The following is a 24,093-nucleotide window of genomic DNA, read 5'->3' as shown; positions in this document are numbered from 1 at the left end:
AGTTAGCGACTTGCAGGCACGGTGCTGACATGACGATGGATGGCACCAAGCAATTCGTCACGTGTGAACGGCTTGGTCAGATATTGCTCGGCGCCTACGATGCGCCCGCGCGCCTTGTCGAACAGGCCGTCTTTCGAACTGAGCATGATCACCGGCGTACCGCGGAACTGCGGGTTGTTCTTGATCAGCGCGCAGGTCTGATAACCATCGAGCCGCGGCATCATGATGTCGACGAAAATGATCGCGGGCTTTTGGTCGGAGATCTTGGCCAGCGCCTCGAATCCGTCAACGGCCGTCACCACGTCGCAACCTTCCTTCGCCAGCAGGGTTTCCGCCGTGCGACGGATGGTTTTTGAGTCGTCGATCACCATGACCTTGAGACCGGTCAAGTCATTAGCACTAACGTTCAAATTCACTACTCCCCCCGGAACTCGCGCGAGCTCAGGTCAATCACGAGTTCAAGCAACTAGTGTGCCGTCATTCGCGCGTATCGGAAATCACGAAACCCAATGTATCGAGGTCCGCTCTGCGGCGGCGCTTGATAAACCATGTTGTGTACTGCCTGCCCCTCGAAACTGTCAAGCAATAATCGCGCAGACTCAACGTTCAGCGCGCACAACGTGACCTATATTGGCACCATCGGGCCGATGGCGACAGCTCCAGCCGGATCGAGCTTGTCGCCATCGATCGTCTCGGCGACCATCGCACCTGTTGATGTCAATCTGACGAATCAGCTCGGCCCGATCGGCCGATACGTCGTCGGACCGTTTTTCGAACCCTGTATTTGAGCACTTACGGAGAATCGCCATGACCCTTTCGGTCGCCGTGCTGATGGACCCCATCGGCGCGATCAAGGTTGCCAAGGACACCAGTCTGGCCATGCTGCTGGAAGCCCAGCGGCGCGGGCACACGCTGCACTATTTCGAGCAGGGCGATCTGGCGCTGCGCGATGGCGAGCCGTGGGCGCGCAGCGCCACGCTCACCGTACGCGACGATCCGAAGGACTGGTACACGCTGGGCGAAGCGCAATGGCGTAACCTGCGCGGGATCGATGTGATCCTGATGCGCAAGGATCCGCCGGTCGATGCCCAGTTCATCTACGACAGCATGGTGCTGGAGCTGGCTCAGCGCAGCGGCGTCATGGTGGTCAACGACCCGCAGTCGCTGCGCGACTGCAACGAAAAACTGTTCGCACTGCAGTTTCCGCAGTGCATCGTGCCCACGCTCGTGTCACGCGACGCGGCCGAACTGCGCCGCTTTACCGCCGAGCACGGCGAAGTGGTGCTGAAGCCGCTGGACGGCATGGGTGGGCGCGGCATTTTCCGGGTCAGGGCCGGCGACAGCAATCTCAACTCGATGCTCGAAACCCTGCTCGCCGGCGGCGCCCACGGCGAGGGGCGGCAGCTGACCATCGCGCAGAAGTACATTCCCGAGATCACGGCCGGCGACAAGCGCATCCTGGTGATCGACGGCGCACCGGTGCCGTATGCCCTGGCACGTATTCCCCAGGGCAACGAATTTCGCGGCAATCTTGCGGCGGGTGGCCGCGGCGAAGGCGTGCCGCTGTCCGACCGCGATCGCTGGATCGTCGAACAGGTGGCACCGGAACTGCGTCGGCGTGGGCTGCTGTTCGTCGGACTGGACGTGATCGGCGATTACCTGACCGAGATCAACGTCACATCGCCGACCTGTGTGCGCGAACTGGATGCTCAGTTCGGGCTTAATATTGCCGGCCAGCTGTTCGACGTCATCGAGCAGCGCGTTTCGGGACATCGCACCGCGTGAGTCAGCCTGCCACTGCCGCTCTCCAGCCGACCAGCTCTACCCGAGTGGTCGGCGAGGCGCCCAACCCGATCAGCGCCACGCTGCTGTTTTCGCTGCTGCTGCACGGCGTGCTGTTGCTCGGTATCACCTTTCATTTCGCCAAGTTGAAACCAAGCCTGCCGACGCTGGACGTGACCCTGGTCAACGTGGCCAACCAGGAGGCCCCGGACAAGGCCGACTTTTTGGCCCAGGCCAACAACAGCGGCGGCGGCCAGAGCGACAAGGCGGCGCGGCCATCAGACCTTTTTTCCGGCCCGCTGCCGCAGCCGAACGAGGGCACCGCAGCCGCGGCGGTTGCGGCGGCCGTCGCGCAGCCTCGGGACGCCACGCCCACCCGTATGGTGACGACCAGCGGCAAGACCGACTTCAGCGTCGACAGCGACACCGCCCGGCAGCAGGTCGATCCGCAGGACGCGGCGACCGCCGCCGAATCGCAGACCGAGCAGGACATCGCCAAGCTCTCCGCCGAAATCAACCGCAAAAAAGTGGCCTATGCCAAGCGACCCAAGATCAAGTTTCTTACCGCCAACACGAAAGAATATGCGTACGCCGCGTACATGCGCGGCTGGGCCGACCGGGTCGAGCGGGTCGGCAACCTCAACTATCCGGAAGAGGCGCGCCGGCGCGGTCTGCATGGCGACGTGCTGCTTACCGTGGTACTGCGGCTCGACGGCAGCATCAAGAGTATCGAAGTGATCCACAGCTCCGGCGAAAAGCTGCTCGACCTGGCCGCCGAACGCATTGTGCGGCTGGCGGCGCCGTTTCCGCCGGCGCCGCAAAGCGGCGAGAAGATCGACGAACTCAATATCACCCGCACCTGGCAGTTCCAGCCCAGCAACGTGTTGCAGACACGCTGAGACAACGAACAGTCTCTGAAGCACGATGTGCGTGAGGTGCTTACAATGAGGCCATGAGCACCGTCGTCCCCCACATCCTCACCGGCCATTTCCTGATTGCCATGCCGGGGCTGGTCGACCCGCCGTTTTCGCGCGGCGTCGCCCTGCTCTGCCAGCACGACGAAGGCGGCGCGGTCGGTCTGCTGGTAAATCAGCTGTCGGAGTATCGCTTCGGCGACGTGCTGGCGCAGATGAAGCTGGAGTGCCCGGACGGCGATCTGGCCGACGCACCCGTGCTGATCGGTGGACCCGTGCAGCAGGAGCGCGGATTCGTGCTCCACCGTGAGCACGGCGCCTGGGAATCGAGCTATCGGATCAACGCAGCATGGTCGGTGACTACCTCGCGCGACATCCTGGTCGCCATGGCCGCTGGCGAAGGGCCGAGTCAGGCCGTGATGGCACTGGGCTACGCCGGCTGGGATGCCGGCCAGCTGGAGCAGGAGCTGATGGCCAACGCCTGGCTCACCGCCGAGGCCAGCGCCAGCATCGTGTTCGACACGCCGCTGGAGAATCGCTGGAGTGCCGCCGCCGGCCTGGTCGGCGTCGACCCGCGGCAGCTTTCCAGCTACGCAGGCCACGCATGAGCTGTGTGCTCGGCTTCGATGTCGGAAGCAAGCTCACCGGCGTGGCCGTCGGCAACCCATTCACCGCCAGCGCACGCGCGCTCACCACGATCACCGTGCGCGACGGCGAGCCCGACTGGCAGCGTATCGACGCGCTGCAGAAGGAGTGGCTGCCGAACACCTTCATCGTCGGCCTGCCGCTGACGCTGGACGGCGGCGAGCAGCCGGCCAGCCGCGCGGCGCGACGCTTTGCCGACCAGTTGCAGAAACGCTACGGGCTGCCGGTGGCCTTCGTCGACGAGCGACACAGCTCGCAGGACGCCGCCCATCGTTTCGCCGAAGCACGCGCGTCCGGCCTCAAGCGCCGACGCGACGCCGCCCACATCGATGCCGAAGCGGCTGCAGTCATTGTCGAGCGCTGGCTGATCGAGTCGCCCGCCCAGCCTGCGATTGATCACTGACACTCCATCTCACTCTCAGAACCGACGCCATGAGCCCACGCCTGCGCCACCTCACTACGCTGGAAACTATGCCGCGCGATACGATCGAGCGTCTGCTCGATCGTGCCGAAGCACTGCGCGACGCCTGCGCACACGGCACGCGCAAGCTCAACGTGCTGACCGGGCGCACGGTGCTGAATCTGTTCTTCGAACCATCCACGCGCACGCGCACCTCGTTCGAGCTGGCAGCGCGCCGCCTCGGCGCGGACGTAGTCAACTTCGATATCGGGTTTTCGTCCACCAGCAAGGGCGAGGAACTGTTCGATACCCTGCACACGCTCGAAGCCATGCACCTGGATGCCATCGTGGTGCGGCACAAGCAGTCGGGCACGCCGGATGAACTGGTACGCCACGCGATGAGCGGCGTATCGGTGATCAACGCCGGCGACGGCAATCGGGCGCATCCGACCCAAGGTCTGCTCGATGTGTTGACGATTCGCCAGCACCGGCCGGATTTCGAGAATCTGATCGTAGCGATCTGCGGCGACATCAAGCACTCGCGCGTGGCGCGCTCGGATATCCACGCACTCAGCGCGCTGGGCACCAAGGAGATCCGCGTCTGTGGCCCCTCCACACTGATGCCTTCGGCCGAGGAATTCCCCAAGGTCCACTACGTCGAAAACTTCGACGAGGCGATTCAGGGCGCCGATGCGGTGATCACCCTGCGCCTGCAGAAGGAGCGCATGGCAGCCATCGACCTGCCCGACGAGGCGGCCTACTTCAACCTCTATGGCCTGGACCAACGCCGCCTCGCCCTGGCGGCGAAGGGTTGCCTGGTCATGCATCCGGGCCCGATCAATCGCGGTATCGAGATCGCTTCGGATGTGGCCGACGGCGCCCAGTCGCGCATCCTAGAGCAGGTTGGCAACGGCGTATTCGTGCGTATGGCCGTGCTCAGCGAGCTGCTGGCGCGCTAGCGGGTTGCTCCATGGACCCAAAGCTCCCCGGCGACCGATCGCAAATTTATCGTTAAATTGCCGCACCGCGGCAACCCGCGACACGGCATAATGTGCCCGCGACACTCAATAAACCATGGGGATGATCATGCGATCGACGACGCGCTTCATCGCGCTGAGCTTGGCTGGCTTTGCGCTGGCAGCTTGCGGACACAAGGACAAGGACGCGCCGCTGGCCTTTGCGCCAGCCGACACACCCTACGTGGTGGCCAATCTTGACGTACTGGACGACGACACGCGCAAGGCGCTGCTGACGCAGGCCGATATGCAGCTGCCTTCGCAGCTGGCGCAGCTCAACGCCGCCGCCGATCAGATGGCCAAGAAAGATCCCGATGGCGCCCGGCTGATGCATGCGCTGGCGGCCGAATTCAACGGCAAGACGATCGAGACCTTCGCGCAGAATGCCGGACTTGATCTCAAAGGCTATTCCGCACTTTACGGTATCGGCCTGTCGCCGGTGCTGCGCATCGGCCTGAGCGATCCGAAAGCGTTCGACGGCTTTGTCGGCCGGCTGGAAACCGCCTACGGCAAGAAACTCGACGTCGTCAGCATCGGTACGCAAAGCTACCGCAAGTACACGTTCGCCGCCTCCGGCACCGAGGCCATTCTGGCCATGGTCGGCAAGCAGGCCGTACTGGCACTGCTGCCGGCCGACGCCGCGCCGGCGCTGCTGCGTCAGACGCTCGGCCTGGACCGACCTGAAAAGAGCCTGCAGGACGACGGCCGCCTGGTCACGCTGGCCAAGGCCAAGGGCTACCAGAACTGGGTGGTCGGCGATCTCGATCTGACCCGCGCGCTGCCACTGGCCATCAGCGGCAGCGACCCGCTGTTCGCCTCGATCATCAAGGCGCACGCCGCGGTCGAATCGGCCAAGACCGGCGAGCCGGTCGCTAACCAACTGCAGACCTCGCCCAGCTGCGCGCCCGAAGCGACCCGCATTGCGGCGCGTGTCCCGACGATCAGCTTCGGTTACACCCAGCTCGATACCGGTCACCAGAGCGTGCGCTTCGACATCGCGCTGGCCGACGACATCAGCAAGGCCTTCTCCGATCTGAAGGTGGATCTGCCCGGCCTCGGCAGCGCCGGCACCGCGCCGTTCGACGTCAGCATCGCGCTGCCGGTGGCACAGCTGCGCACGTTCTGGTCGGCACAGGCAGACGCCGTCGCCGCCAAGCCATTCACCTGCCCGGCGCTCACCGATCTGAATGACGGCTTCGCCAAAATCGGCCCGGCGATGCAGAAGGCGGCGATTCCGCCATTCGGCGACATGCTGGGACTGCGCATCGTGCTAGACACGCTGGCCCCCGCAAAAGACGGCGGCATGCCGGTCTTCACCGGCCGCATCGTGCTGGGTACCAACAACCCGACCGGCCTGCTGGCGATGAGCCAGATGATGGTGCCGGCGCTGGCCCAGCTGAAGCTCACGCCCAATGGCCCACCCGCCGCGCTGCCAAAGGACATGGCCGGCATGCTCGGTCAGCCGGCCTGGATCGCGCTGGGGGATAAGGCCGTTGCCATTGGCATAGGCGCCGGAGAAGACGCTCAGCTGGCCGATACGCTGAAAGCGCCAACCGGCGATGCCGGCCGCACCGGCCGCATGCACCTGACCGGTGCGATGTACATGACCTGGCTGCAGCTGATGGAGGCAAAGACCGACAGCCTCTCCGCCACGGCGACCGCACTGGCCAAGAACAACGATGAACCGTCTCTCGACGGTGCCGACAATGGCTCGGACGACCCCGCCCAGATCGCTGCCGACGCGGCACGCTCGAAGGCGCAATTCGCTGCGATGAAAGCTCAGGCCGCGCGCGTTGACAGCATCGACGCGCAGACGCATGTGGAAGCCGACGGTATGGTGATCACCAGCCAGACCACATTGAAATAAGCGTGCCCTAGGCCATGACGCGAAAACCGGAGTGCTCATGCACTCCGGTTTTTTTTGCCGTTTTTCCAAGCTGGATTGCCAACCATAAGCAAGCGGGCCGATGCATCGGTCGAGCCATGCGCGCGGCATCACAGGCCCCGCCACTTGCTGAACAGAAGTGGCGCACCGCCACATCATTTTCACGCATCGACTGTTGCCATACGCGTCACGGAAGCCGATGACAACGGCATCCCACTGTCGTTCCGACAGACTTTTACCACCAAGGAGATAGCCATGCGTAAACATTCACTGATTCGTAGCAGCCTCATTGCCGCCGGCCTGATGGTCGCCTTCGCAGCTGTTCCGGTTAGCCAGGTCATGGCCCAGGATTCGGCGACCTCCAACCAGACGGTGCCGGAAAAGGCCGCTGACGGCCTGATCACCACCAAGATCAAATCCGTCCTGGCTACCACCAAGGGCATCAAGTCCACCGATATCTCGGTGACCACGGTCGACGGCGCCGTCACCCTGACCGGTACCGCTACCAGCAGCAAGGAAAAGGCGCACGTAGTTCGTGTGACCAAGAAAGTGAAGGGCGTAAAGAGCGTCGACGCTTCGGGCGTGACGGTTGCCGCGGCCCCGGCCTCGAGCTCCAGCAGCGGCATGTAATGGCGCTGACGTCGCGCTCATACCGACGCGATAGATCAAAGAAAAAGGAGCCGCAAGGCTCCTTTTTGTGATGTGCCGGACGAAATCAGCGGTTGAGCAGGTTGCTACCGCCGCCAAAGTTCTGCGAGCTGCGCGTCTCTTCCAGCTCCACGCCGTCCAGTCCCTGCGACAGGGTGTGCGCGTCGCCACCCTGGGCCAGCTTGATGCGCAAGCGCACTTCGTTGGAGCTGTCGGCGTAACGCAGCGCGTCCTCGTAGGAGATCTCGCCGGCGTGATACAACTCGACCAGGGACTGGTCGAACGTTTTCATGCCGAGCAAGGTCGACTCCTTCATCACGTCCTTGAGCTTGTGCAGATCGCCTTGGCGGATGTAATCCTGCACCAGCGGCGTGCCCAGCAAGACTTCCACGGCGACGCGACGCGCCTTGCCATCCGGCGTGGGGATCAGCATCTGCGCCACGATACCCTTGAGGTTCAAGGACAGATCCATCAGCAGCTGTTCGCGACGATCCTCGGCGAAAAAGTGCAGGATGCGGTCCATCGCCTGGTTGGCGTTGTTCGCATGCAGCGTGCACAGGCAGAGATGGCCCGTTTCGGAAAAGTTGATCGCGTGTTCCATCGTCTCGCGCGTGCGCACCTCGCCGATCATGATGACGTCGGGGGCTTGGCGCAGCGTGTTCTTGAGGGCGTTTTCCCAACTGTCGGTATCGATGCCGAGTTCGCGCTGCGTGATGATGCAGCCCTCGTGCTTGTGCACGTACTCGATCGGGTCTTCGATGGTGATGATGTGCCCGGTCGAGTTCTGGTTGCGGTAGCCGATCATCGACGCCAGCGAGCTCGATTTACCGCTGCCGGTGGCGCCAACGAAGATGATGATGCCGCGCTTGGTCATCGCCAGCTGCTTGATCACCGGCGGCAGGTTCAGCTCTTCGGGCGTGGGAATCTTCGACTCGATCCGACGCAGCACCATGCCCACGCAATTGCGCTGATAGAAGCACGATACGCGGAAGCGCCCCACGCCCTGCGCGGAAATCGCGAACTGACATTCGTGGGTTTTCTCGAACTCCTCACGCTGCCCGGGCGTCATCACGTTGAGCACCATGTCGCGCGATTGCTGCACGCTGAGCGGGCTCTGGGTGATCGGCACGATGCGGCCCTGCACCTTCATCGAGGGCGCCACGCCTGCCGTGATGAACAGATCGGACGCCTTCTTGTGCACCATCAACTTCAGGAACGAGGTGAAATCAAAATCGCTCATGGCGACGCTCCGCGAAAACAGTAAGTGCAACTAGGAAACGGGGGACAAAATAGGCAATCAGAGCGCCAGAGCTGTCAGTACCCTGACTCTACCTTCGTTTTGCTTACTTGAACGTGTCCTTGTTCTTCGCATAGGTCGAGGCTTCCTGGCGCGACACCAGGCCACGCTTGACCAGATCCTGCAGGCACTGATCCAGCGTCTGCATGCCGAACTGCTGGCCGGTCTGGATCGACGAATACATCTGCGCCACCTTGTCCTCCCGGATCAGGTTACGGATCGCCGGAATGCCGACCATGATCTCGTGCGCCGCAATGCGGCCACCGCCCACCTTCTTCAGCAGCGACTGCGACACCACCGCGCGCAGCGACTCGGACAGCATCGAGCGCACCATCGGCTTTTCGCCGGCGGGGAACACGTCGATGATGCGGTCGATCGTCTTCGCGGCGGAACTCGTGTGCACGGTGCCGAACACCAGATGGCCGGTTTCCGCGGCGGTCAGCGCCAGACGAATGGTTTCCAGATCGCGCAGCTCGCCGACCAGAATGTAATCGGGATCTTCGCGCAGCGCCGAACGCAGCGCTTCGTTGAAGCCCAGCGTATCGCGATGCACTTCGCGCTGATTGACCAGGCACTTCTGCGAGGTATGCACGAATTCGATCGGGTCTTCGACCGTCAGCATGTGGCCGTATTCGTTCTTGTTGATGTGATCGACCATCGCCGCCAGCGTGGTCGACTTGCCCGAACCGGTCGGGCCGGTCACCAGTATAAGACCCTGCGGCTGCTCGATCAGCTGCTTGAACACCGGCGGGCAGCCCAGGTCTTCCAGCGTCAGCACTTCCGACGGAATGGTTCGGAACACCGCACCGGCGCCGCGGTTCTGGTTGAACGCGTTGACGCGGAAGCGCGCCAGGCCCGGAATCTCGAAGGAGAAGTCGGTTTCGTAGAATTCTTCGTAATCGCGGCGCTGCTTGTCCGACATGATGTCGTACACCAGCGAATGCACCTGCTTGTGCTCCAGCGCGGGAATGTTGATGCGGCGCACATCGCCGTCGACGCGGATCATCGGCGGCAGTCCGGCGGAAAGGTGCAAATCCGAGGCCTTGTTCTTTACCGAGAAGGCAAGCAGTTCGGCAATGTCCATCTATCTGTTCCCCTGAACCAATCGTCTGGATGACTTGAATTTATGGCGGTATCGGCGCCGCATCGCGCATGCATGACGAGGATGTTCGCACGGATAGGCCACCGTCGCGCATGCGGCACGCGCCGCTTGTCTGTAAACGAAGAACCCCCGGCCCCCTTGCAGCTCGTTCGATACTACTCGCGCAACAGGCTGTACGGCCAGTCTTTTTCCGCACCGGAAAGGTGAAGTAAACAGACGCTCTTTGCAGGATTTTCGCAAAACCGGAGCGATCGCTGCGGACTCGTCGAAGCCAACCGGCCAAAGCGGCTCCGTCGCGATTGCCGACGGCAACAAGGAGGCATCGCCAAAGGCTCGGCTCCGGTAAGGTAGCGGCCTGGACAAATGCTCTTTGAGGAAAACCTGCATGGCACGACTAGCCTTTATCGGCGGCGGCAACATGGCGCGCAGCCTGATCGGCGGCCTGCTGAAAACCGGCATGCCGGCCGCCGCCATCAGCGTGGCCGAACCGCTGGCCGAGGCGCGTCAGGCGCTGGGCCGCGAATTCGCCGTCGCCTGCTACGCCGAAAACCACCTCGCCGTCGCCAAAGCCGAGGTTATCGTGCTGGCGGTGAAGCCGCAGATCATGCCGGCCATCCACACCGAGTTGCGCGACACCTTGCAGCGCAATCGCCCGCTGCTGATCTCCATCGCCGCCGGCGTGCGGCTGGATCAGCTGGAGCGCTGGTTTGGCGCGCACCTGCCGATCGTGCGCTGCATGCCCAACACACCCGCCCTGATCGGCGCCGGCGCCACCGGCCTGTGCGCCAACCACCGGGTCAGCCCGCCGCAGAAAGCACAGGCCCAGCACATTCTTGACGCTGTCGGCCTCACCCGCTGGATCGATGACGAAACGCTGATGGACACCGTCACCGCGCTGTCCGGCTCCGGTCCCGCGTATTTTTTTATGCTGGTCGAAGCGCTCGAGGCCGCCGCCGTCGCGCAGGGCCTGCCGCGCGACGTCGCCCGCGCGCTGGCCGCGCAGACCTGCCTCGGCGCCGGCCGCATGCTGGTCGAGGGCGGTGAAGACCCCGGCGTGCTGCGCCAGCGCGTCACCTCGCCCAACGGCACCACCCAGGCCGCGCTGGAAAGCTTCAGCGCCGACGAACTTCCACGTATCGTGGCCCGCGCCGTTGCCGCCGCCACCCACCGTGGCACTGAACTGGCCGCCAATCTGGACACCATCTCGTGAGCTATCTGCTGAACGCCGTTTCCCTGCTGATCGAACTGGCTTTCGATGCGGTCATCACTTTGCTCGTCGTGCGCTTGCTCGCCGAAGCCTGCCGCGCCGATTTCAACAACCCGCTCAGCCAGTTCGTCTACCGCTATACCAACCCGGTGCTGGCGCCGGTGCGTCGCGTCATTCTCAACTGGCGCCGCATCAACCTCGCCGCGCTGCTGCTTGCGTGGCTGGCCATGCTGCTGAAGCGGCTCGTGCTGTTTCTGATTATCGGCGTGATGCCGCACCCGCTCGGCCTGGTGCTGCTGGCCTTCGCCGAGCTGCTCGATTTTCTGCTGCTGTTCTATCTGGTGCTGATCTTCGCCTGGTCGCTGATGAGCATGCTGGCCGTGGATCGGCGCCAGCCGGCGCTGCGCCTGGCAGGCTCCATCGTCGAACCCTTGCTGCGGCCGCTGCGCGGCAAGCTGACGGCGGGGAATATCGATTTTTCGCCGACGGTGGTGATGGTGGGCCTGCTACTGGCGCGCATGTTGATCGCGGCTCCGTTGCTGGATCTCGGAACACGGTTGGCTTTGGTCGCCTAGAGCCTGTTTAAGGTCTCCGTGTGGCCCACATCGGGTTGCCTTGCCGTGGCCGCCGAGCGGCAGCGCGAGCTAGTCGGAGACTTGCTCTTTGAAAACCAACCGGCCCTGTCGGCAGGGGCGCGCGCTCAGTAAACCCCGCACAGATTCATTAACCGTCAACCGGCCTTCAGCGCGAACCTTCAAGCGACGGATCGGCTGCTGCCGGACCGGGGATATGGCTGACGCTGCCGTCGTCGGCGAACGTAAGCACAATGCGATTGCTGCTGCGCAGTTCGATGGCACTGACATGATCCACGCTCAGCAGCTGGGCCATCGCGGTCATGGAAGCTGGCGGCCGTCCGCGCCGGCGATCCAGCTTGTGAAAGCGCTTCCAGTTGTAGGCTGACCACGATGAAATGACCAACGCGCAGCCCAGGGCCAACCAGAGCAGGTAGAGCAACTGGCCCCACCCTGCGGTATGGTCACGCTGGAACAGCTCCACGTAGCTGGTATGCAAACCGAACCACCACGCCAGCGCGGTAATCAATGGCAGCCACAGGGACACCCACGCTATCCACGCAACCAGCGTGAGCAGTCCGAATATCGCCCGACTCGCTCGCCGCTGCCGATGAGGCCTATGGATCAAAATAGCTTCGGCTTTCATCGCACGCCCCGATCTGGACTGGTCCAGATGGCACGGGTACCCTTGCGCTTCAACAAGGCCTTGGGCAGAGCGACGATGCTGGTGAATGTGTTGATCAACCAGTACGCCAGCGGATACCAGATCATCCAGTAGTAATTGCGGCCAATGGCCGTCTCGTAGCGACGATCAATCATCAGGCTGACCAGGAATTGGGTGAGGCACACCAGTCCCAGTACAACACCGTTCCATTGCGGCAACATGGTGGCTATATACAAGCCAGGCGGCATCGGCAGAAACAGTCCGAGCACCCACAGCGTCAGCACACAAAGCATCACATACGCCCAAAGCATGCTCAGCATGTATTCCAGGACGACCAGCCAATTGCGGCGCAGGCGCCAATGCAACATGTCGCGGGTGTAACGCAGGATCACCTCGGCACCGCCCTGCGCCCAGCGCAGACGCTGCTTCCACAAGCCGCCAATCGTCTCGGGCATCAATATCCAGCAAAGCGCGTTGGGCTCGTAGCGGATATCCCAGTGCTTCATCTGCAGGCGCCAGCTGATGTCGATGTCCTCGGTCACCATGTCGGTGCTCCAGTACCCGACATCATGCAAGGCGCTCTTACGGAAGCCGGCGATCACGCCCGATATCGTGAACACGCTGCCGTACACCCGCTGCGCTCGCTTGATCAACCCGATGATCGAAGAAAATTCGCCGACCTGCAGCTTGCCCAGCAAGGTGGAGCGATTGCGTATGCGCGGGTTGCCCGTGACCGCCGCCACGCGCGGACTGCTGATCAAGTGCGTCATCAGCCAGTGAGTAGCGTAGTCGTCCAGCAAGGCATCGCCATCGATGCACACCAGATACTCGCCGCGCGCCGCCATGGTCGCCATGCGCAGTCCCATCGCCTTGCCCTGATTACTGGACAGGTGAATCACCCGCAGTTGCGGAATGTGCTGCTGCAGCTCATCCAGCAATGCGCCGGTGTTATCGGTGGAGCCGTCGTTGACGGCAATGATCTCGAATGCCGGGTAGCGTTGCGCGGTCAGTTGCAGGATCGTTTCGCGCACCTGCTCGCCTTCGTTATGACATGGCACGATCAGGCTGACGAGGGGATATTCGGCAAGCGCCGGCGGCTTCACCCGGGATGGGCTGGTGCGTTCCCAGCGCAGAAAATACAATACGCTGCCGATCATCCAGATGATCGACATCGTCAACGGATAAAAAAACGCAAAGTCGAGCAAAACGCGCAGAGTGCTGTCCATGCTCAAGACCTCAGCGTGACTTGTACGGAAAGTCGGACCCAGAAATGAACGGGCGAATGGCCTCAAGCGCCGGCTGTCCATTGACGAAGTCATCGGGGTAATAGCCGACATCTCGCGCGCCGCGCTCCTGCAGCAGACGTATCTGTTCGCCCAGCACCTGCGCCGGAATCGGCTGGCCGTTTCGCCAGTCCTTGCTCGCCAGCTCGAACACCGTGTGATCGAGGCCGCTTTTTTCGCGAGCTACCGCATCGACCAACTGCTGGAACCACTGATCGGTTGGCGAACGCTTGTCCAATTGCGGCATGGCCATCAGGCCGACGTAGTCATAAGCCCTCAGAAAGGCCGGAAGACTCTGTGCGAACCACGCTTCCGCCTCTGGCCGAAGCACTGGCGTGGCGTACAGATTGCGTGCCGTCCTGATCTGCGATCGCCACTGTTTCACGCGCGCCGTCAGCGCGGTGGTGAAGTCGATCAGATCTTGCGTGCGCTGCGCGGGCGTGTGCGCCGCCCAGGGGCCCAGATGGTCGCCATCGCGCATCAACGCATCATCGGAAAACAGCACGCCGGAAAAATTGGCGTGCTGTGCCAGATCTTCGTAGACATCGCCGATCATACGGCGCACGCGGGGGTCCCAGGGGGCCAGCCGGTACACGTCGTCGCCGGCTTTTGGCATGGCGGCCCCAAGGCTGGGCAGGCCCGGCGCCTCCTTGAAACGATAAGCCAGCACCGGCAGCCAGGCATACACCCTCACCCCACAGCGGGTCTGCAGTTGCCAGGCCACGCGCGAAAACAGGTCGGCCCGCATCGGCAGATGCCGGTTGGGAAAGTACACCGACTCCGCGACGCCGTTGCCATCCGGGTCGGCGTAGGCCTGCAGCCATATCTGGGTCGGCGCCATCCGCTTGATGCGATCCAGCAGAGCGGACAGGTTTCGTTCCTGCTGCGCCGGGTTCGGGTCGTAGACGTAATCCAGATCGACCTGCACCACTCGCTGCGGTTGCACCTCGTGCCGGTCGTAGATGAGCGCCGCCAAGCCATCCACACCGATATTGTCGGGAATGAGCACGCGTGGGATGGTCTTGTCCGGCGCCAGCGAAGGACTGGCGTCATCCAGACTCAGCGAAAACGCCAGCCCCACCGAATCGGCGACCTGCTTCGCCACTTGGTTAAAGGTGCCGTATGGCCACACCACCGCCCGCGGTCGCCGGCCCGTCTGGCGCTGTATTTCATCGGCGCTGTGCTTCAAATCGGCGTACAGGCGAGCGCGATAAGTCGCGGCGTCCTCGTATTTTGCGGCGGCGGCATCGTAGGCCGACGTCACAGCCGCCGGCATCACGTTACCCTGCGGATTGGCGACAATGCCGCGATGGAGATCCCAGGTGTGCGAAGCGATCTCAACCAAACCAGACACCTGGATCTGACGAACCTGCGCCCAATCGAGAAAGCAATGGCGATCGCAGCGCTTGCCGTTGTAGTCGAACGATTTTCCTTCCGGCAAGTCCATCCACGAGCCTTCCAGCGCCATCAACGCCGGATAATGGTAGGCACGCAGCAGCGGCAATACGCGGGTGTAGGCGCTCTGCAGTCCGTCATCGAAGGTAAGCAGCACGGCTTTGGGCGGTAACGCGCGCGATCCTTCAACGGCTGCCACCACGTCATTGAAACTGACCATGTGAAAGCCGTTGGTCAGCAGCCAGTCGAAATGCGCAATCAGATGATCGGTGGTGATCGCGGTGCTGTCGTTCGGACCGGCTTCGCGCAGGTCGTCGACCACGTCGTGATAGTTCAGAACGGTAAGCGCCGGCAGCGGGGGCGTAACCCGTATCGGATGCACCATCGCATCCGGCACAGGTCGCGTGGCCGCTACGGCGGCCACCGAAAAGAACAGCAGCGGCAACAGCAGGACTCTGTTCAATCCATACATCTCATTCTCCCCAATGCATGGTCAAATCCAGCGTGACTCGTGAGTCGCGCTTGCCGTCATAAGGCTGGCTGCTCCAGCCCAGCTTCCAGCCAAAGGCCAGGCCGGCACGCGGCTCGATGCTTTGTCCATAGCCTGCGCTAGCCATCCAGCTGGAGCCAAGGCCTCGCTCGTCATAGGTGCCCGCCTGGATATCGATCCTCTGTCGCCACGTTTGCTCGTAGCGCTGGAACAGCAAATTCTGCAGGCGCAAGTCGACCGCCGCCCAGCGAACGTGCCCTGGGCTGTAGTAGGGAACGTCGACATTGCTGTTGTGACTGCTGCCAGCCTCCAGGCCACCGTCGATCGTCATCTGCGGCACGGTGAACAATCGCTGCATCACGTGCGATTGCCAGCCTTTGCTGCTGTTGTTGTCGCTGAAGTGCACGCTGTTGACACCGAAACCTGCCTCGGTGAGCTCGCTGGCGCGCCACTGCACGCTGGCATGCACCGCTTCGGCGGTAATACCGTAATAGCTCGCACGGATCGGCAGATCGGTGTCGCCATGCTTGTTCCAGTCACCGGCAAACACCCAGTGATCGCTCGGTGCCCAGGTGGCGCCAGCCTCCAGCGCCGTGTCCTTCGCCCGGCCGCCAGCTGCGCCCAGCACGTGGGCATAGAACTGCAGATCGCGCATGTAACCCAACAGGCCCAGCCCGGCCCGGTCGCGCTCGATAGGACCTTCCGGAAGGTTCGCCGAGGTCTGGTTGATCAGACCCTCCACGCGCCAGTGGTCGTCCAGCAACGGACTGGCCAACGTCGCCTGCGTCTGATGATCGGAGTCACCCAGGTTGGGCGTACTGCCGCGTCCACGATCATGCTCGATATCGAACTGCCAGCCGCGCTCGCGATCCCACGACTCGCGCTCGCGCTGCACTTCGGGACTGCGCGGCAGCACGGTTTCAATCTTGGTCAGCGTCGGCTGCACCAGCGAATAGTCATGCAGCTGACGCCAGTCATCGAGCACGCCGAGCTTGGTGGACAGGTCGTTGGGATCGATGCCGAGGGCAATGGTCTGGCTGCGCTCGGCGGCGCGCGGCCAGCCCCGGGCTCGCTGCAGAGTGCCGAACTCGCGCCATAGCTGCGCGCTCATCGGCGCCTGCTGCAACAGCGGCTGCAAACGGCTCTGCGCGTCGGGCAGCAGGCCGCTGTACTCACGCACCAGTACCGTATTCAGATCGGCCTGCAGCTTTGCCTGATTGCGCACCGGTAGTGCGATGCCATGACGAGGCTTGAAGGCACTCAGCGAGTCCGCCGTTTTGTCAGCCAGGGCAATCGCCTTGGTGTTGCGGCCTGACTCAAGATAGGCATACATCAGACCGGTACGTGGATCTGTCTCGCCTGAAGCATAAGGCCCCGGCAAATCGTGAATGCTCTGTTCGTAGAGTGTCGCCGCCTCAAATGGATGACGCTGCTGCAACAGCGCATCGGCCGCGGCAGCCTTGGCGTAACTTGGCAAAGGATGGTTGTCGGCCAGCAGCTGGCGATACGTATCGACCGCGGTGGCGCCATGGTCTAACTGATCGTCGACCATCAGGCGATCGGTGCGCGCCCGCACCGCCAACGCGGGCTGATTTTTGTCAGCCTCGGCGATGACTTTATTGATGTCCGCCACAGCCCGATCGACGGAAACATAGGGCTGCCGGGGATCAGCAGGCGTCGCCGTGGCCCAGCGAATTTCATGCGTCGCCAGGTCGGCCTGCAACGTCCTGCTGGTTGCCGCATCGGGTGGTGAAGACATCCCTTGCGCCAATTGCCACGCGCGTGCGGTGGCGCCCAGATCGGACAGAATTTGCCACTGCATGCGGCGCGCAGGTACGTCGTTCGGCCATTGCGCCAACAGTTGTTCGCACGCCGCCAGGGCAGGCAAACGCCGCCCCGCCGCCAGTTCTGTCTGAGCCCGCTGCCATAGTGTCTGGCGCGTTTCGAGGTTTGTGCGGTTGATCGGCAACGGCGCTGCCGTCGTCTCATGATCCGGCGTTGCCGCTGCGCTGGACGACCGCGCCGGGGGCGCCATCGTTTTGTAGGAACGCTTTCGATCGGCAGCATCGGCGGCAGCAAAATGCGCGCTTTGCGCCGCGCCCGACATCGCCGAAGGCGCTGCTGCCACCTGTGCCTGCGGTGATTTCGACGGCGGCTGCTCTGACGGTTTCGTCGTGGCTACCTCGGCCACTGGCGGTGTTTTTCTCTTATCGGCGCGCTCTGCGGCGTGCGTCGCAGACGTGGCTACGCTGGCGGAACGGATCTCCTGGTGGTCACGCCGCAAAGCCTGCGTTTTCGGCGCTGGCGACCGTGTGACGGGGGGCGACGACGCCGTGCGGACGTTTGCGCGCACCGCAACGGGGGCGTCCTGGCCAGCGGCGGAGCGATTTTGTCCGGGCGACGCGGCATCGGGCGCGCTGTATTTGGCGACCAGCGACTGCAGGTCATCGAGCTTTCCGTCACCGACCGACTGCGCGGAGGCTCCGGAAACGAACAAGGCTCCGCTGGTGCCGACAAGCGCTGCCATCAGCAGCTTGTTGCTCGATCCCGACTGTCGCCCATCCGCTGTGCCGGTGGCGCTGCCGTGGCATCGAGATGCCAGTTCCGATGCGACGACCAAAACCCGGCGTGAGCGGCACCAGACGAGACGAAAAATGTGATTCATAGCCGATCCATAACAAAACAGCCACAGATGCGGCTATCGGCAGCAACACCCAGAACACAACACTCGTTCATCCAGCAACTCGCCTTGACTCGCAGCAATTCCATCGCACTACCTTCCGTCAGCGGCCTATGCCGGATTGATGCTGATCAAGCAGATCCAGCGCGCATAACTGACGTGATGCAGGCCAGCCAAACTTTCAATTCTATCTCTATCGCTGCAGGCCTCCAACCTCATGGCCCAAACATCGCTATGCATCCGTCGGCTCGGTATCGGGCAAAACGATTGTTTAGCTTAATGCCCAGGTCGCGATGATCCGATGAATCGCATCCAGCCCATCGAACAGCGCCGCGGGCCCGGGCTGCAGGATGATCGGAGACTTGATCTCGTAAAGATCGCCATGGATCACTGCCGGAATGGTTTCCCAACCGGGACGCACCGCCACCTTCTCCGACCGGAAGCGTTTGCCGCACCACGAGCCGAGGATGATGTCGGGCGCGCGGCGTATCACTTCGTCGCCGTTGGCCAGAATGCGCTGCTTGGCCAACGGTTCGCTCGCGAGTTCGGGGAAACAGTCGTCGCCGCCGGCGATACCGATGATCTCGGCGACCCAGCGGATGCCGGTAATGATCGGCTCGTCCCATTCCTCGAAATAGACCTTGGGTCGGCGCGGCAAGGCAGCCGCCGACGCGCGAATGTCGGCGATATGCCGCTCGGCGCGTTGCGCATACGCCTCGGCTTTCGCCGCGGCACCGACCATTGCGCCGAGGCGGCGAATATAGGCGAGGATGCCGTCGACACTGCGATGGTTGCTGATCCACACTTCGACGCCGCATTTGATCAGCTCGCGCGCGATATCGGCCTGGATATCGGAAAAGCCGATCGCCAGATCCGGCTCCAGCTTCATGATCTCGCCGATCTTGGCGCTGGTGAAGGCGGAGACTTTCGGCTTTTCCTTGCGTGCACGCGCAGGACGCACGGTAAAGCCTGAGATGCCGACGATGCGATGCTCCTCGCCGAGCGCATACAGCACTTCGGTGGGCTCTTCGGTCAGACAGACGATGCGCTGCGGGTAGTGATCGGCACTTTCGCGATCAGCCATATGCCAGGCGTCCCGCGCTCATTGCCCCAGCACCGTCACGGTGACCTTGCGCTGGTGTGGACGAGTGCGATGCTCCCATAGATAAATGCCCTGCCAGGTGCCCAGCTGCAGGCACCCATCGCTGACCGGCACAGTCAGCGTGACACCGCTCAGCGCGCAGCGGACGTGCGCCGGCATATCGTCAGGGCCTTCCGCGTCGTGCTCGAACAGAGCATCGCCATCGGGCACCGCGCGCGCAAACCAGCGCTCCAGATCGCGGCGCACGGCCGGATCGGCGTTTTCGCTGATCAGCAACGAACAGCTGGTATGCGCGGTGAAGATATTGGCGATGCCGGTTTGCACCGTGCTCGCAACAACCAGGTTATCTACCTGCGCCGTGATGTCGGTGAAGCCGCGGCCGCGCGTCGGCACCACCAAGCCGTGCTGTGCAACCTGCTCGACAGGCACCGCCCGACTCATGGATAAAGCAGCCTGCTGGTCCAGGTCTGGCCGTGGCGATTCCAGCGCACGCGCTCGTGCAGGCGGAACTCGGCGCCGTACCAGAATTCGACCATGTCCGGCTCGACCAGGAATCCACCCCAATGCGGCGGACGCATCACATCGCGACCTTCGAATTCCTTTTCGTACTTGGCCACGCGCTGCTCGAACGTGTCGCGATCGGGCAGCGTCTGCGATTGCAGCGAGGCCCACGCACCGATCTGGCTGCCCCGGGGCCGACTGGCAAAATAGGCGTCCGACTCGGCCGGCTGCACTTTACGCGCCACGCCCTCGACACGAACCTGAACCCCGTGGCGAAGCTGCTTCCAGTGGAAGCACAGGGCGACCTGCGGATGCGCATCGAGCTGGCTGCCCTTGTCGCTCTGGTAATTGGTATAAAAGCGGAAGCCGCGTTCGTCGACCTCCTTCAAAAGAACGATGCGCGAGGCGACACGGCCCGAGGCGTCCACGGTGGACAGACTCAGGGCCGTGGGTTCACGGTCGTCGCTGGCTTTGGCTTCATCCAGCAGGCGCACAAACGTACTAAGGATTTCGGGGTTGAGCATGGCGGTCAAAACTTTCCTTTTGCATCGTGGTCAACTCGCGCCATCATGGCGCAGATGAACACTTCCGATGATAGTGCAACGCGTCATCTATCCCGTATCGCCCATGCAGGCGACGTGATGGCGTATTGCCGCGACCCTCTGTTACAGGGCATCCGCCTGGCGGTGGCCAGCGCGGGTTGCAAACCAGGCTTCGCGCCATGACGGCAGTACAGGGCGGCGCGCAAAACGAGGCCCTGGCCGGCCACCTGCTGGATCAGTACGCCGGTCGCATCGCACGCTCGCGCCGGCCGTACATTCTCGGCCTGTCCGGCTTGCAGGGCAGCGGCAAAAGCACGCTGGCCAAGGTGATGAAGGCGCAGGCCGAAGCGCGCGGCTGGCATACCGAGGTGCTGTCGCTGGATGATTTCTACTACTCGCGCAGCGATCGCGAGGCGCTGGCGCATCAGGTGCATCCGCTGCTGCGCACTCGCGGCGTGCCGGGCACGCACGAGATCGAGCTGATGATGTCGGTGCTCGCCGCGCTGCCGAAGGCCTCGGACAAGCTGCCGGTCGCGCACCCGCGTTTCGACAAGGGCCGCGATACGCGCATTCCGCCCTCGCGCTGGCCGCGCTCGACCAAGCCGCCCAAGCTGGTCATCGTGGAAGGCTGGGCGCTTGGCATTCGTCCCCAGAGCGAAGCGGCGCTGGCCGAACCGATGAACGAACTGGAGCGCGTCGAGGATCCCGACGGCAGCTGGCGCCATTGGGTCAACAAGCAGTTGCGCGGCTATCAGCCGCTGTGGCGCAAATTCGATGCGCTGATCGTGCTGCAGGCGCCGAGCTGGGACATCGTGCGCCGCTGGCGCAGCGAACAAGAAGAGAATCTACTGGCCCGGCATGCGCCGCTGGCCATGGAGGCCGAGGCGATGGTGCGCTTTCTGGCGCACTACGAGCGCCTGAGCCGGCATGCGCTGGCGACGCTGCCCGCGCTGGCCGACAGCTGCGTCGAATATGACGACGACCGCCACGTGATCGCGCTCAATCACGGCTGATCGAATCGTCGCGCTGCAATCAGCGATGCTATTCCACCAGCACCGCCGTTCCGTACGCCAGCACCTCGGTCACACCTTCCGCCACATCGTTGGCGTCATAGCGCATCGCCACCACCGCGTTGGCGCCGAGCGCCGCCGCATGCTGCAGCATCAGTTCGAACGCGTCCTCACGCGCCTTCTCGCACAGCTCGGCATAGATCGAGATATTGCCGCCTACAAGGGTCTGCAGGGCCGCACCGAAATTGCCGATCACGCTGCGCGAGCGCACGGTAATGCCGCGCACGATGCCGAATGATCGAACGATCCGACGACCGGGAATGTCGTTGGTGGTACTGACTTGGTGATGCGCAATGCTATTGGCCATGATGCTTCTCCTGCTGCATTAGTTGAGCGTGTTCAGGTGGATGAGCTGGCTACCGCGGCAGCATAACCCTCGCGCGAATCCGGCCAGCGCGGCACGAAGCCGCTGGCGCGCAGTCGCGCGTTGCTGAGCCGTTTGCTGCCGATGCCGGCGGGCGGCGGTCCGTCCTGCGGCGGATCAACCCCCATCAGCGCCGCCAGCGCGTCGTACAAAACGTCGAGCGGCAGCGGCGTGTCGTCGGCGCCCAGATAGAGCGAAAGGGGACAGTCGAGCTGCAGCAGATGCACGATCGCCGCGGCGGCGTCGTCGGTATGGATACGGTTGGCCCAATGTTTCGTCTGGCGCGGCACGCGAACCTGGCCGGCGCGCAGGCGATCGAGCAGGTGCAACTGGCCTGGACCATACAGGCCGGCCAGCCGCAGAGTGATCGAGCTGACCGGCTGCGTCGACAGCCACTGCTCCGCGTCCAGGAGCACCTTGCCATTGAAGCCGTACGGTGCTGTCGGCGTCGCTTCATCCACCCAGCCACCGTCGTGATCGCCGTAAACCGCACTGGAAGAGACGAACAACACGCGGTACAGCGTGGCGCGATCAAGCGCCGCCATTACATGACGCAAGCCGTCGACGAACGTGGCGCGATAGGCCGCCTCGTCGCGCCGATCGGGCGTGGGTAGATACACGAGCTGGGTGATGCCGCGGGGCAGCGCGCGCAGGCTATTGGCGTCAGTGAGATCGCCACTCAGCCACCGGATGCCGCTGTCGTCGCTGGGCGGTGGTCGACGGCGTAACGCCCACACCTGATCGCCACGCGCCAGCAACTGCTTCGCCACACGCAGGCCCACGTTGCCACAGCCCGCCACCAATACGCGTTCGCTCATGCAGCCTCCTCCCCAGCAACCTCGCTACAGCCGCCGTCGCGCGCCCTGTTAGCATTTACCCATGAATCCGTCGCACAACCTGTTCATCATCGGCCCGACCGGCGCCGGCAAAACGTCCATCGGACGTCGCCTTGCCGTGCATTATGGACTGCCGTTCGTCGATATCGATCAGGAGATCGAGCGCCACTGCGGCGTCGATGTGAGCACCGTGTTCGAGCTTGAAGGCGAAGTGGGCTTTCGCCAGCGCGAGAGCGCCGCCATCGACGAGTGCAGCCGACGCGGCGGCGTGCTGATGGCGACCGGCGCCGGTGCCGTGCTGGCCGCGCTCAACCGCAGGCACATGATCGAACGCGGCTACGTGGTATGGCTGCAGGCCAGCATCGCGCAGCAGCTTGAGCGGCTCGAGCGCGACCATCATCGCCCACTGCTCGAGGTCGCCGATCGGCACGAGCGGCTGCAGGCGATGGCGCAGATTCGGGAACCCTTGTATCGCGACATCGCCGACCTTGCCGTACCGGGCGAACACGGCAGCGTGACCAGCGCCACCGAACGCAGCATCGCGCTGATCGATCATGACTGGCAGCGCCTTCCGCTCACCTCACAGCAGACCGCATGAACCTTCCTGCCATCGAAACCGTCACCGTTGCGCTCGGCGAGCGCAGCTATCTCGTCTCCATCGGCAGCGGCCTGCTGGCCGATCATGCGCTGTGGCGCGATTCGCTGCGCGGCAAGCACGTGTTGGTCATGAGCAACACCACCGTCGCGCCGCTGTATCTCGATCACGTGGCCAAAGGGCTGGAAGGCCTGTCGTGGTCGTCGCTGCTGCTGGAGGATGGCGAGGCGCACAAGAGCTTCGCCAACATCGGCGTGGCGTTGGACGCGCTGGCCAAGCTCGGTGCCACCCGCGACGCCTGCATCATCGCGCTCGGCGGCGGCGTGATCGGCGACATGGCCGGCTTCACCGCGGCGTGCTGGATGCGCGGCATCGATTTCATCCAGATGCCGACGACCCTGCTGGCGATGGTCGACTCCTCGGTCGGCGGCAAGACCGGCGTCAACTTGCCGGCCGGCAAGAACCTGGTCGGCGCGTTCCATCAGCCGCGCGCGGTGTTTGCCGATATCGATACGCTGATCACCCTGCCCGACCGCGAATACCGCGCCGGGCTGGCCGAAGTAGTGAAAGGTGCGGCGATCGGCGACGAGCCGTTCTTCCACTGGCTGGAACACAACGCCGACCGGCTCGCTGCCCGCGACAGCGCGACCCTGCTCGAAGCCATTGCGCGCAAGGTGCGCTACAAGGCCGGCGTGGTGGCACGCGACGAAACCGAACAGGGCGAGCGCGCCCTGCTCAACCTCGGCCACACCTTCGGCCACGCGCTAGAAACCGCCGGTCACTACACTACCCTGCTGCACGGCGAAGGCGTGGCCGTGGGCATGCTGCTGGCCGCGCAGCTGTCCGAGCGCCTGGGCATGAGCGAACCCGCCGACACCACGCGCCTGCAGGCCCTGCTGCACATGCTCGGGCTGCCGACGGCGATTCCCGCCGGCATGGATCCGCACCAACTGCTGGCGCTGATGCGGCTGGACAAAAAGAACACCGCCGGTTCGCTGCGGCTGATTCTGTGGCACGGGATCGGTCGGGCGGAGATCGTTTCGGGTGTGGATGAAGCGGCTGTGCTGGCGACGCTCGAAGCGGCTATTGCTCGCTGAGTCACT

General features: G+C 63.5%; 24 protein-coding genes. 12 read left to right on the top strand and 12 right to left on the bottom strand.

Annotation, left to right across the window (positions count from 1 at the left end; genetic code table 11):
- Nucleotides 1–2: 2 nt before the first annotated feature.
- Entirely contained in the window at nt 3–416 is a 414-nt protein-coding gene (pilG, locus tag HDE76_RS17750; RefSeq protein ID WP_343205733.1) for a twitching motility response regulator PilG, read from the bottom strand.
- A 391-nt stretch (nt 417–807) separates the two neighbouring features.
- Here pilG and gshB point away from each other — a divergent pair, with 391 nt between their 5' ends.
- The 7 genes from gshB to HDE76_RS17715 all read left to right on the top strand — a co-directional run bounded on the left by gshB (nt 808) and on the right by HDE76_RS17715 (nt 7,272).
- Nucleotides 808–1,785 carry a glutathione synthase gene (gene gshB / locus HDE76_RS17745; RefSeq protein ID WP_179477458.1) on the top strand — a complete coding sequence of 326 codons (978 nt, stop codon included), beginning with the start codon at nt 808–810 and terminating at the stop codon, nt 1,783–1,785.
- Nucleotides 1,786–1,829: 44 nt separating this feature from the next.
- Entirely contained in the window at nt 1,830–2,681 is an 852-nt protein-coding gene (locus HDE76_RS17740; RefSeq protein ID WP_343205734.1) for a TonB family protein, read from the top strand.
- Between the two features lie 53 nt (nt 2,682–2,734).
- Entirely contained in the window at nt 2,735–3,304 is a 570-nt protein-coding gene (locus HDE76_RS17735) for a YqgE/AlgH family protein (protein WP_179477459.1), read from the top strand.
- Nucleotides 3,301–3,744 (top strand): Holliday junction resolvase RuvX, encoded by a 444-nt coding sequence (gene ruvX / locus HDE76_RS17730; RefSeq protein WP_184509501.1) that lies wholly within the window; start codon nt 3,301–3,303, stop codon nt 3,742–3,744. The genes HDE76_RS17735 and ruvX overlap by 4 nt, the downstream gene beginning before the upstream one ends.
- A 29-nt stretch (nt 3,745–3,773) precedes the next feature.
- Complete coding sequence (locus HDE76_RS17725) at nt 3,774–4,700, top strand: aspartate carbamoyltransferase catalytic subunit (protein WP_179477461.1); 927 nt, start codon at nt 3,774–3,776, stop codon at nt 4,698–4,700.
- A gap of 127 nt (nt 4,701–4,827) precedes the next feature.
- Nucleotides 4,828–6,624 (top strand): hypothetical protein, encoded by a 1,797-nt coding sequence (locus HDE76_RS17720; RefSeq protein WP_184509499.1) that lies wholly within the window; start codon nt 4,828–4,830, stop codon nt 6,622–6,624.
- Nucleotides 6,625–6,897: 273 nt separating this feature from the next.
- Nucleotides 6,898–7,272 carry a BON domain-containing protein gene (locus HDE76_RS17715; protein ID WP_179477463.1) on the top strand — a complete coding sequence of 125 codons (375 nt, stop codon included), beginning with the start codon at nt 6,898–6,900 and terminating at the stop codon, nt 7,270–7,272.
- An 85-nt stretch (nt 7,273–7,357) separates the two neighbouring features.
- Here the strand turns inward: HDE76_RS17715 and HDE76_RS17710 are convergent, their stop codons facing one another.
- Both HDE76_RS17710 and HDE76_RS17705 read right to left on the bottom strand, forming a co-directional pair.
- A complete protein-coding gene (locus tag HDE76_RS17710; protein ID WP_184509497.1) occupies nt 7,358–8,530 on the bottom strand; it encodes a PilT/PilU family type 4a pilus ATPase in 1,173 nt (390 codons plus the stop codon).
- A 103-nt stretch (nt 8,531–8,633) separates the two neighbouring features.
- Nucleotides 8,634–9,671 carry a type IV pilus twitching motility protein PilT gene (locus HDE76_RS17705; RefSeq protein ID WP_179477465.1) on the bottom strand — a complete coding sequence of 346 codons (1,038 nt, stop codon included), beginning with the start codon at nt 9,669–9,671 and terminating at the stop codon, nt 8,634–8,636.
- Between the two features lie 403 nt (nt 9,672–10,074).
- Here HDE76_RS17705 and proC point away from each other — a divergent pair, with 403 nt between their 5' ends.
- Together proC and HDE76_RS17695 are read left to right on the top strand one after the other, a co-directional pair.
- Nucleotides 10,075–10,899 (top strand): pyrroline-5-carboxylate reductase, encoded by an 825-nt coding sequence (gene proC / locus HDE76_RS17700; RefSeq protein ID WP_184509495.1) that lies wholly within the window; start codon nt 10,075–10,077, stop codon nt 10,897–10,899.
- Nucleotides 10,896–11,471: a YggT family protein gene (locus tag HDE76_RS17695; RefSeq protein WP_184509493.1), complete on the top strand. Its 576-nt coding sequence runs from the start codon at nt 10,896–10,898 to the stop codon at nt 11,469–11,471. Before proC ends, HDE76_RS17695 begins: the two co-directional genes overlap by 4 nt.
- Nucleotides 11,472–11,637: 166 nt before the next feature.
- Here the strand turns inward: HDE76_RS17695 and pgaD are convergent, their stop codons facing one another.
- The 7 genes from pgaD to pdxH all read right to left on the bottom strand — a co-directional run bounded on the left by pgaD (nt 11,638) and on the right by pdxH (nt 20,107).
- Nucleotides 11,638–12,114, bottom strand: a complete 477-nt coding sequence (pgaD, locus tag HDE76_RS17690; protein WP_184509491.1) for a poly-beta-1,6-N-acetyl-D-glucosamine biosynthesis protein PgaD — start codon at nt 12,112–12,114, stop codon at nt 11,638–11,640.
- Nucleotides 12,111–13,358: a poly-beta-1,6-N-acetyl-D-glucosamine synthase gene (gene pgaC / locus HDE76_RS17685; RefSeq protein ID WP_184509489.1), complete on the bottom strand. Its 1,248-nt coding sequence runs from the start codon at nt 13,356–13,358 to the stop codon at nt 12,111–12,113. Before pgaC ends, pgaD begins: the two co-directional genes overlap by 4 nt.
- A 10-nt stretch (nt 13,359–13,368) precedes the next feature.
- Entirely contained in the window at nt 13,369–15,273 is a 1,905-nt protein-coding gene (pgaB, locus tag HDE76_RS17680; protein WP_184509487.1) for a poly-beta-1,6-N-acetyl-D-glucosamine N-deacetylase PgaB, read from the bottom strand.
- 10 nt (nt 15,274–15,283) lie between these two features.
- The gene (locus HDE76_RS17675) at nt 15,284–17,827 is read right to left on the bottom strand and encodes a hypothetical protein (RefSeq protein ID WP_255481658.1); all 2,544 of its coding nucleotides are present in this window, start codon (nt 17,825–17,827) and stop codon (nt 15,284–15,286) included.
- Nucleotides 17,828–18,251: 424 nt separating this feature from the next.
- Entirely contained in the window at nt 18,252–19,064 is an 813-nt protein-coding gene (locus HDE76_RS17670) for an ABC transporter substrate-binding protein (protein WP_184509483.1), read from the bottom strand.
- A gap of 18 nt (nt 19,065–19,082) precedes the next feature.
- Entirely contained in the window at nt 19,083–19,523 is a 441-nt protein-coding gene (locus HDE76_RS17665) for a secondary thiamine-phosphate synthase enzyme YjbQ (RefSeq protein WP_184509481.1), read from the bottom strand.
- Complete coding sequence (pdxH, locus tag HDE76_RS17660; RefSeq protein ID WP_179477586.1) at nt 19,520–20,107, bottom strand: pyridoxamine 5'-phosphate oxidase; 588 nt, start codon at nt 20,105–20,107, stop codon at nt 19,520–19,522. The genes HDE76_RS17665 and pdxH overlap by 4 nt, the downstream gene beginning before the upstream one ends.
- A gap of 197 nt (nt 20,108–20,304) precedes the next feature.
- Here pdxH and HDE76_RS17655 point away from each other — a divergent pair, with 197 nt between their 5' ends.
- A complete protein-coding gene (locus tag HDE76_RS17655) occupies nt 20,305–21,138 on the top strand; it encodes a kinase (protein WP_184509480.1) in 834 nt (277 codons plus the stop codon).
- Nucleotides 21,139–21,166: 28 nt separating this feature from the next.
- Here the strand turns inward: HDE76_RS17655 and HDE76_RS17650 are convergent, their stop codons facing one another.
- Nucleotides 21,167–21,502 carry a YbjQ family protein gene (locus tag HDE76_RS17650; protein ID WP_179477474.1) on the bottom strand — a complete coding sequence of 112 codons (336 nt, stop codon included), beginning with the start codon at nt 21,500–21,502 and terminating at the stop codon, nt 21,167–21,169.
- A gap of 32 nt (nt 21,503–21,534) precedes the next feature.
- Nucleotides 21,535–22,377 (bottom strand): SDR family oxidoreductase, encoded by an 843-nt coding sequence (locus HDE76_RS17645; RefSeq protein ID WP_184509478.1) that lies wholly within the window; start codon nt 22,375–22,377, stop codon nt 21,535–21,537.
- A gap of 61 nt (nt 22,378–22,438) precedes the next feature.
- Here HDE76_RS17645 and HDE76_RS17640 point away from each other — a divergent pair, with 61 nt between their 5' ends.
- Together HDE76_RS17640 and aroB are read left to right on the top strand one after the other, a co-directional pair.
- Nucleotides 22,439–22,993, top strand: coding sequence for a shikimate kinase (locus tag HDE76_RS17640; protein WP_184509476.1), 555 nt, complete (start codon nt 22,439–22,441; stop codon nt 22,991–22,993).
- Nucleotides 22,990–24,087, top strand: a complete 1,098-nt coding sequence (aroB, locus tag HDE76_RS17635) for a 3-dehydroquinate synthase (protein WP_184509474.1) — start codon at nt 22,990–22,992, stop codon at nt 24,085–24,087. The genes HDE76_RS17640 and aroB overlap by 4 nt, the downstream gene beginning before the upstream one ends.
- Nucleotides 24,088–24,093: the final 6 nt, after the last annotated feature.

The organism is Rhodanobacter sp. ANJX3, from assembly GCF_014200755.1.
Classification (GTDB): domain Bacteria; phylum Pseudomonadota; class Gammaproteobacteria; order Xanthomonadales; family Rhodanobacteraceae; genus Rhodanobacter.
The sequence above is the reverse complement of the archived record's forward strand: the minus strand, read 5'-3'. Positions and strand labels throughout refer to the sequence as shown.

Excerpts from the sequence above, each read along its gene's own strand:
- gshB (WP_179477458.1), top strand. The coding sequence starts at position 808 with ATGACCCTTTCGGTCGCCGTGCTGATGGACCCCATCGGCGCGATCAAG.
- HDE76_RS17735 (WP_179477459.1), top strand. The coding sequence starts at position 2,735 with ATGAGCACCGTCGTCCCCCACATCCTCACCGGCCATTTCCTGATTGCC.
- ruvX (WP_184509501.1), top strand. The coding sequence starts at position 3,301 with ATGAGCTGTGTGCTCGGCTTCGATGTCGGAAGCAAGCTCACCGGCGTG.
- HDE76_RS17725 (WP_179477461.1), top strand. The coding sequence starts at position 3,774 with ATGAGCCCACGCCTGCGCCACCTCACTACGCTGGAAACTATGCCGCGC.
- HDE76_RS17720 (WP_184509499.1), top strand. The coding sequence starts at position 4,828 with ATGCGATCGACGACGCGCTTCATCGCGCTGAGCTTGGCTGGCTTTGCG.
- HDE76_RS17715 (WP_179477463.1), top strand. The coding sequence starts at position 6,898 with ATGCGTAAACATTCACTGATTCGTAGCAGCCTCATTGCCGCCGGCCTG.
- HDE76_RS17710 (WP_184509497.1), bottom strand. The coding sequence starts at position 8,530 with ATGAGCGATTTTGATTTCACCTCGTTCCTGAAGTTGATGGTGCACAAG.
- HDE76_RS17705 (WP_179477465.1), bottom strand. The coding sequence starts at position 9,671 with ATGGACATTGCCGAACTGCTTGCCTTCTCGGTAAAGAACAAGGCCTCG.
- proC (WP_184509495.1), top strand. The coding sequence starts at position 10,075 with ATGGCACGACTAGCCTTTATCGGCGGCGGCAACATGGCGCGCAGCCTG.
- pgaD (WP_184509491.1), bottom strand. The coding sequence starts at position 12,114 with ATGAAAGCCGAAGCTATTTTGATCCATAGGCCTCATCGGCAGCGGCGA.
- pgaC (WP_184509489.1), bottom strand. The coding sequence starts at position 13,358 with ATGGACAGCACTCTGCGCGTTTTGCTCGACTTTGCGTTTTTTTATCCG.
- HDE76_RS17675 (WP_255481658.1), bottom strand. The coding sequence starts at position 17,827 with ATGGCAGCGCTTGTCGGCACCAGCGGAGCCTTGTTCGTTTCCGGAGCC.
- HDE76_RS17670 (WP_184509483.1), bottom strand. The coding sequence starts at position 19,064 with ATGGCTGATCGCGAAAGTGCCGATCACTACCCGCAGCGCATCGTCTGT.
- HDE76_RS17665 (WP_184509481.1), bottom strand. The coding sequence starts at position 19,523 with ATGAGTCGGGCGGTGCCTGTCGAGCAGGTTGCACAGCACGGCTTGGTG.
- pdxH (WP_179477586.1), bottom strand. The coding sequence starts at position 20,107 with ATGCTCAACCCCGAAATCCTTAGTACGTTTGTGCGCCTGCTGGATGAA.
- HDE76_RS17655 (WP_184509480.1), top strand. The coding sequence starts at position 20,305 with ATGACGGCAGTACAGGGCGGCGCGCAAAACGAGGCCCTGGCCGGCCAC.
- HDE76_RS17650 (WP_179477474.1), bottom strand. The coding sequence starts at position 21,502 with ATGGCCAATAGCATTGCGCATCACCAAGTCAGTACCACCAACGACATT.
- HDE76_RS17645 (WP_184509478.1), bottom strand. The coding sequence starts at position 22,377 with ATGAGCGAACGCGTATTGGTGGCGGGCTGTGGCAACGTGGGCCTGCGT.
- HDE76_RS17640 (WP_184509476.1), top strand. The coding sequence starts at position 22,439 with ATGAATCCGTCGCACAACCTGTTCATCATCGGCCCGACCGGCGCCGGC.
- aroB (WP_184509474.1), top strand. The coding sequence starts at position 22,990 with ATGAACCTTCCTGCCATCGAAACCGTCACCGTTGCGCTCGGCGAGCGC.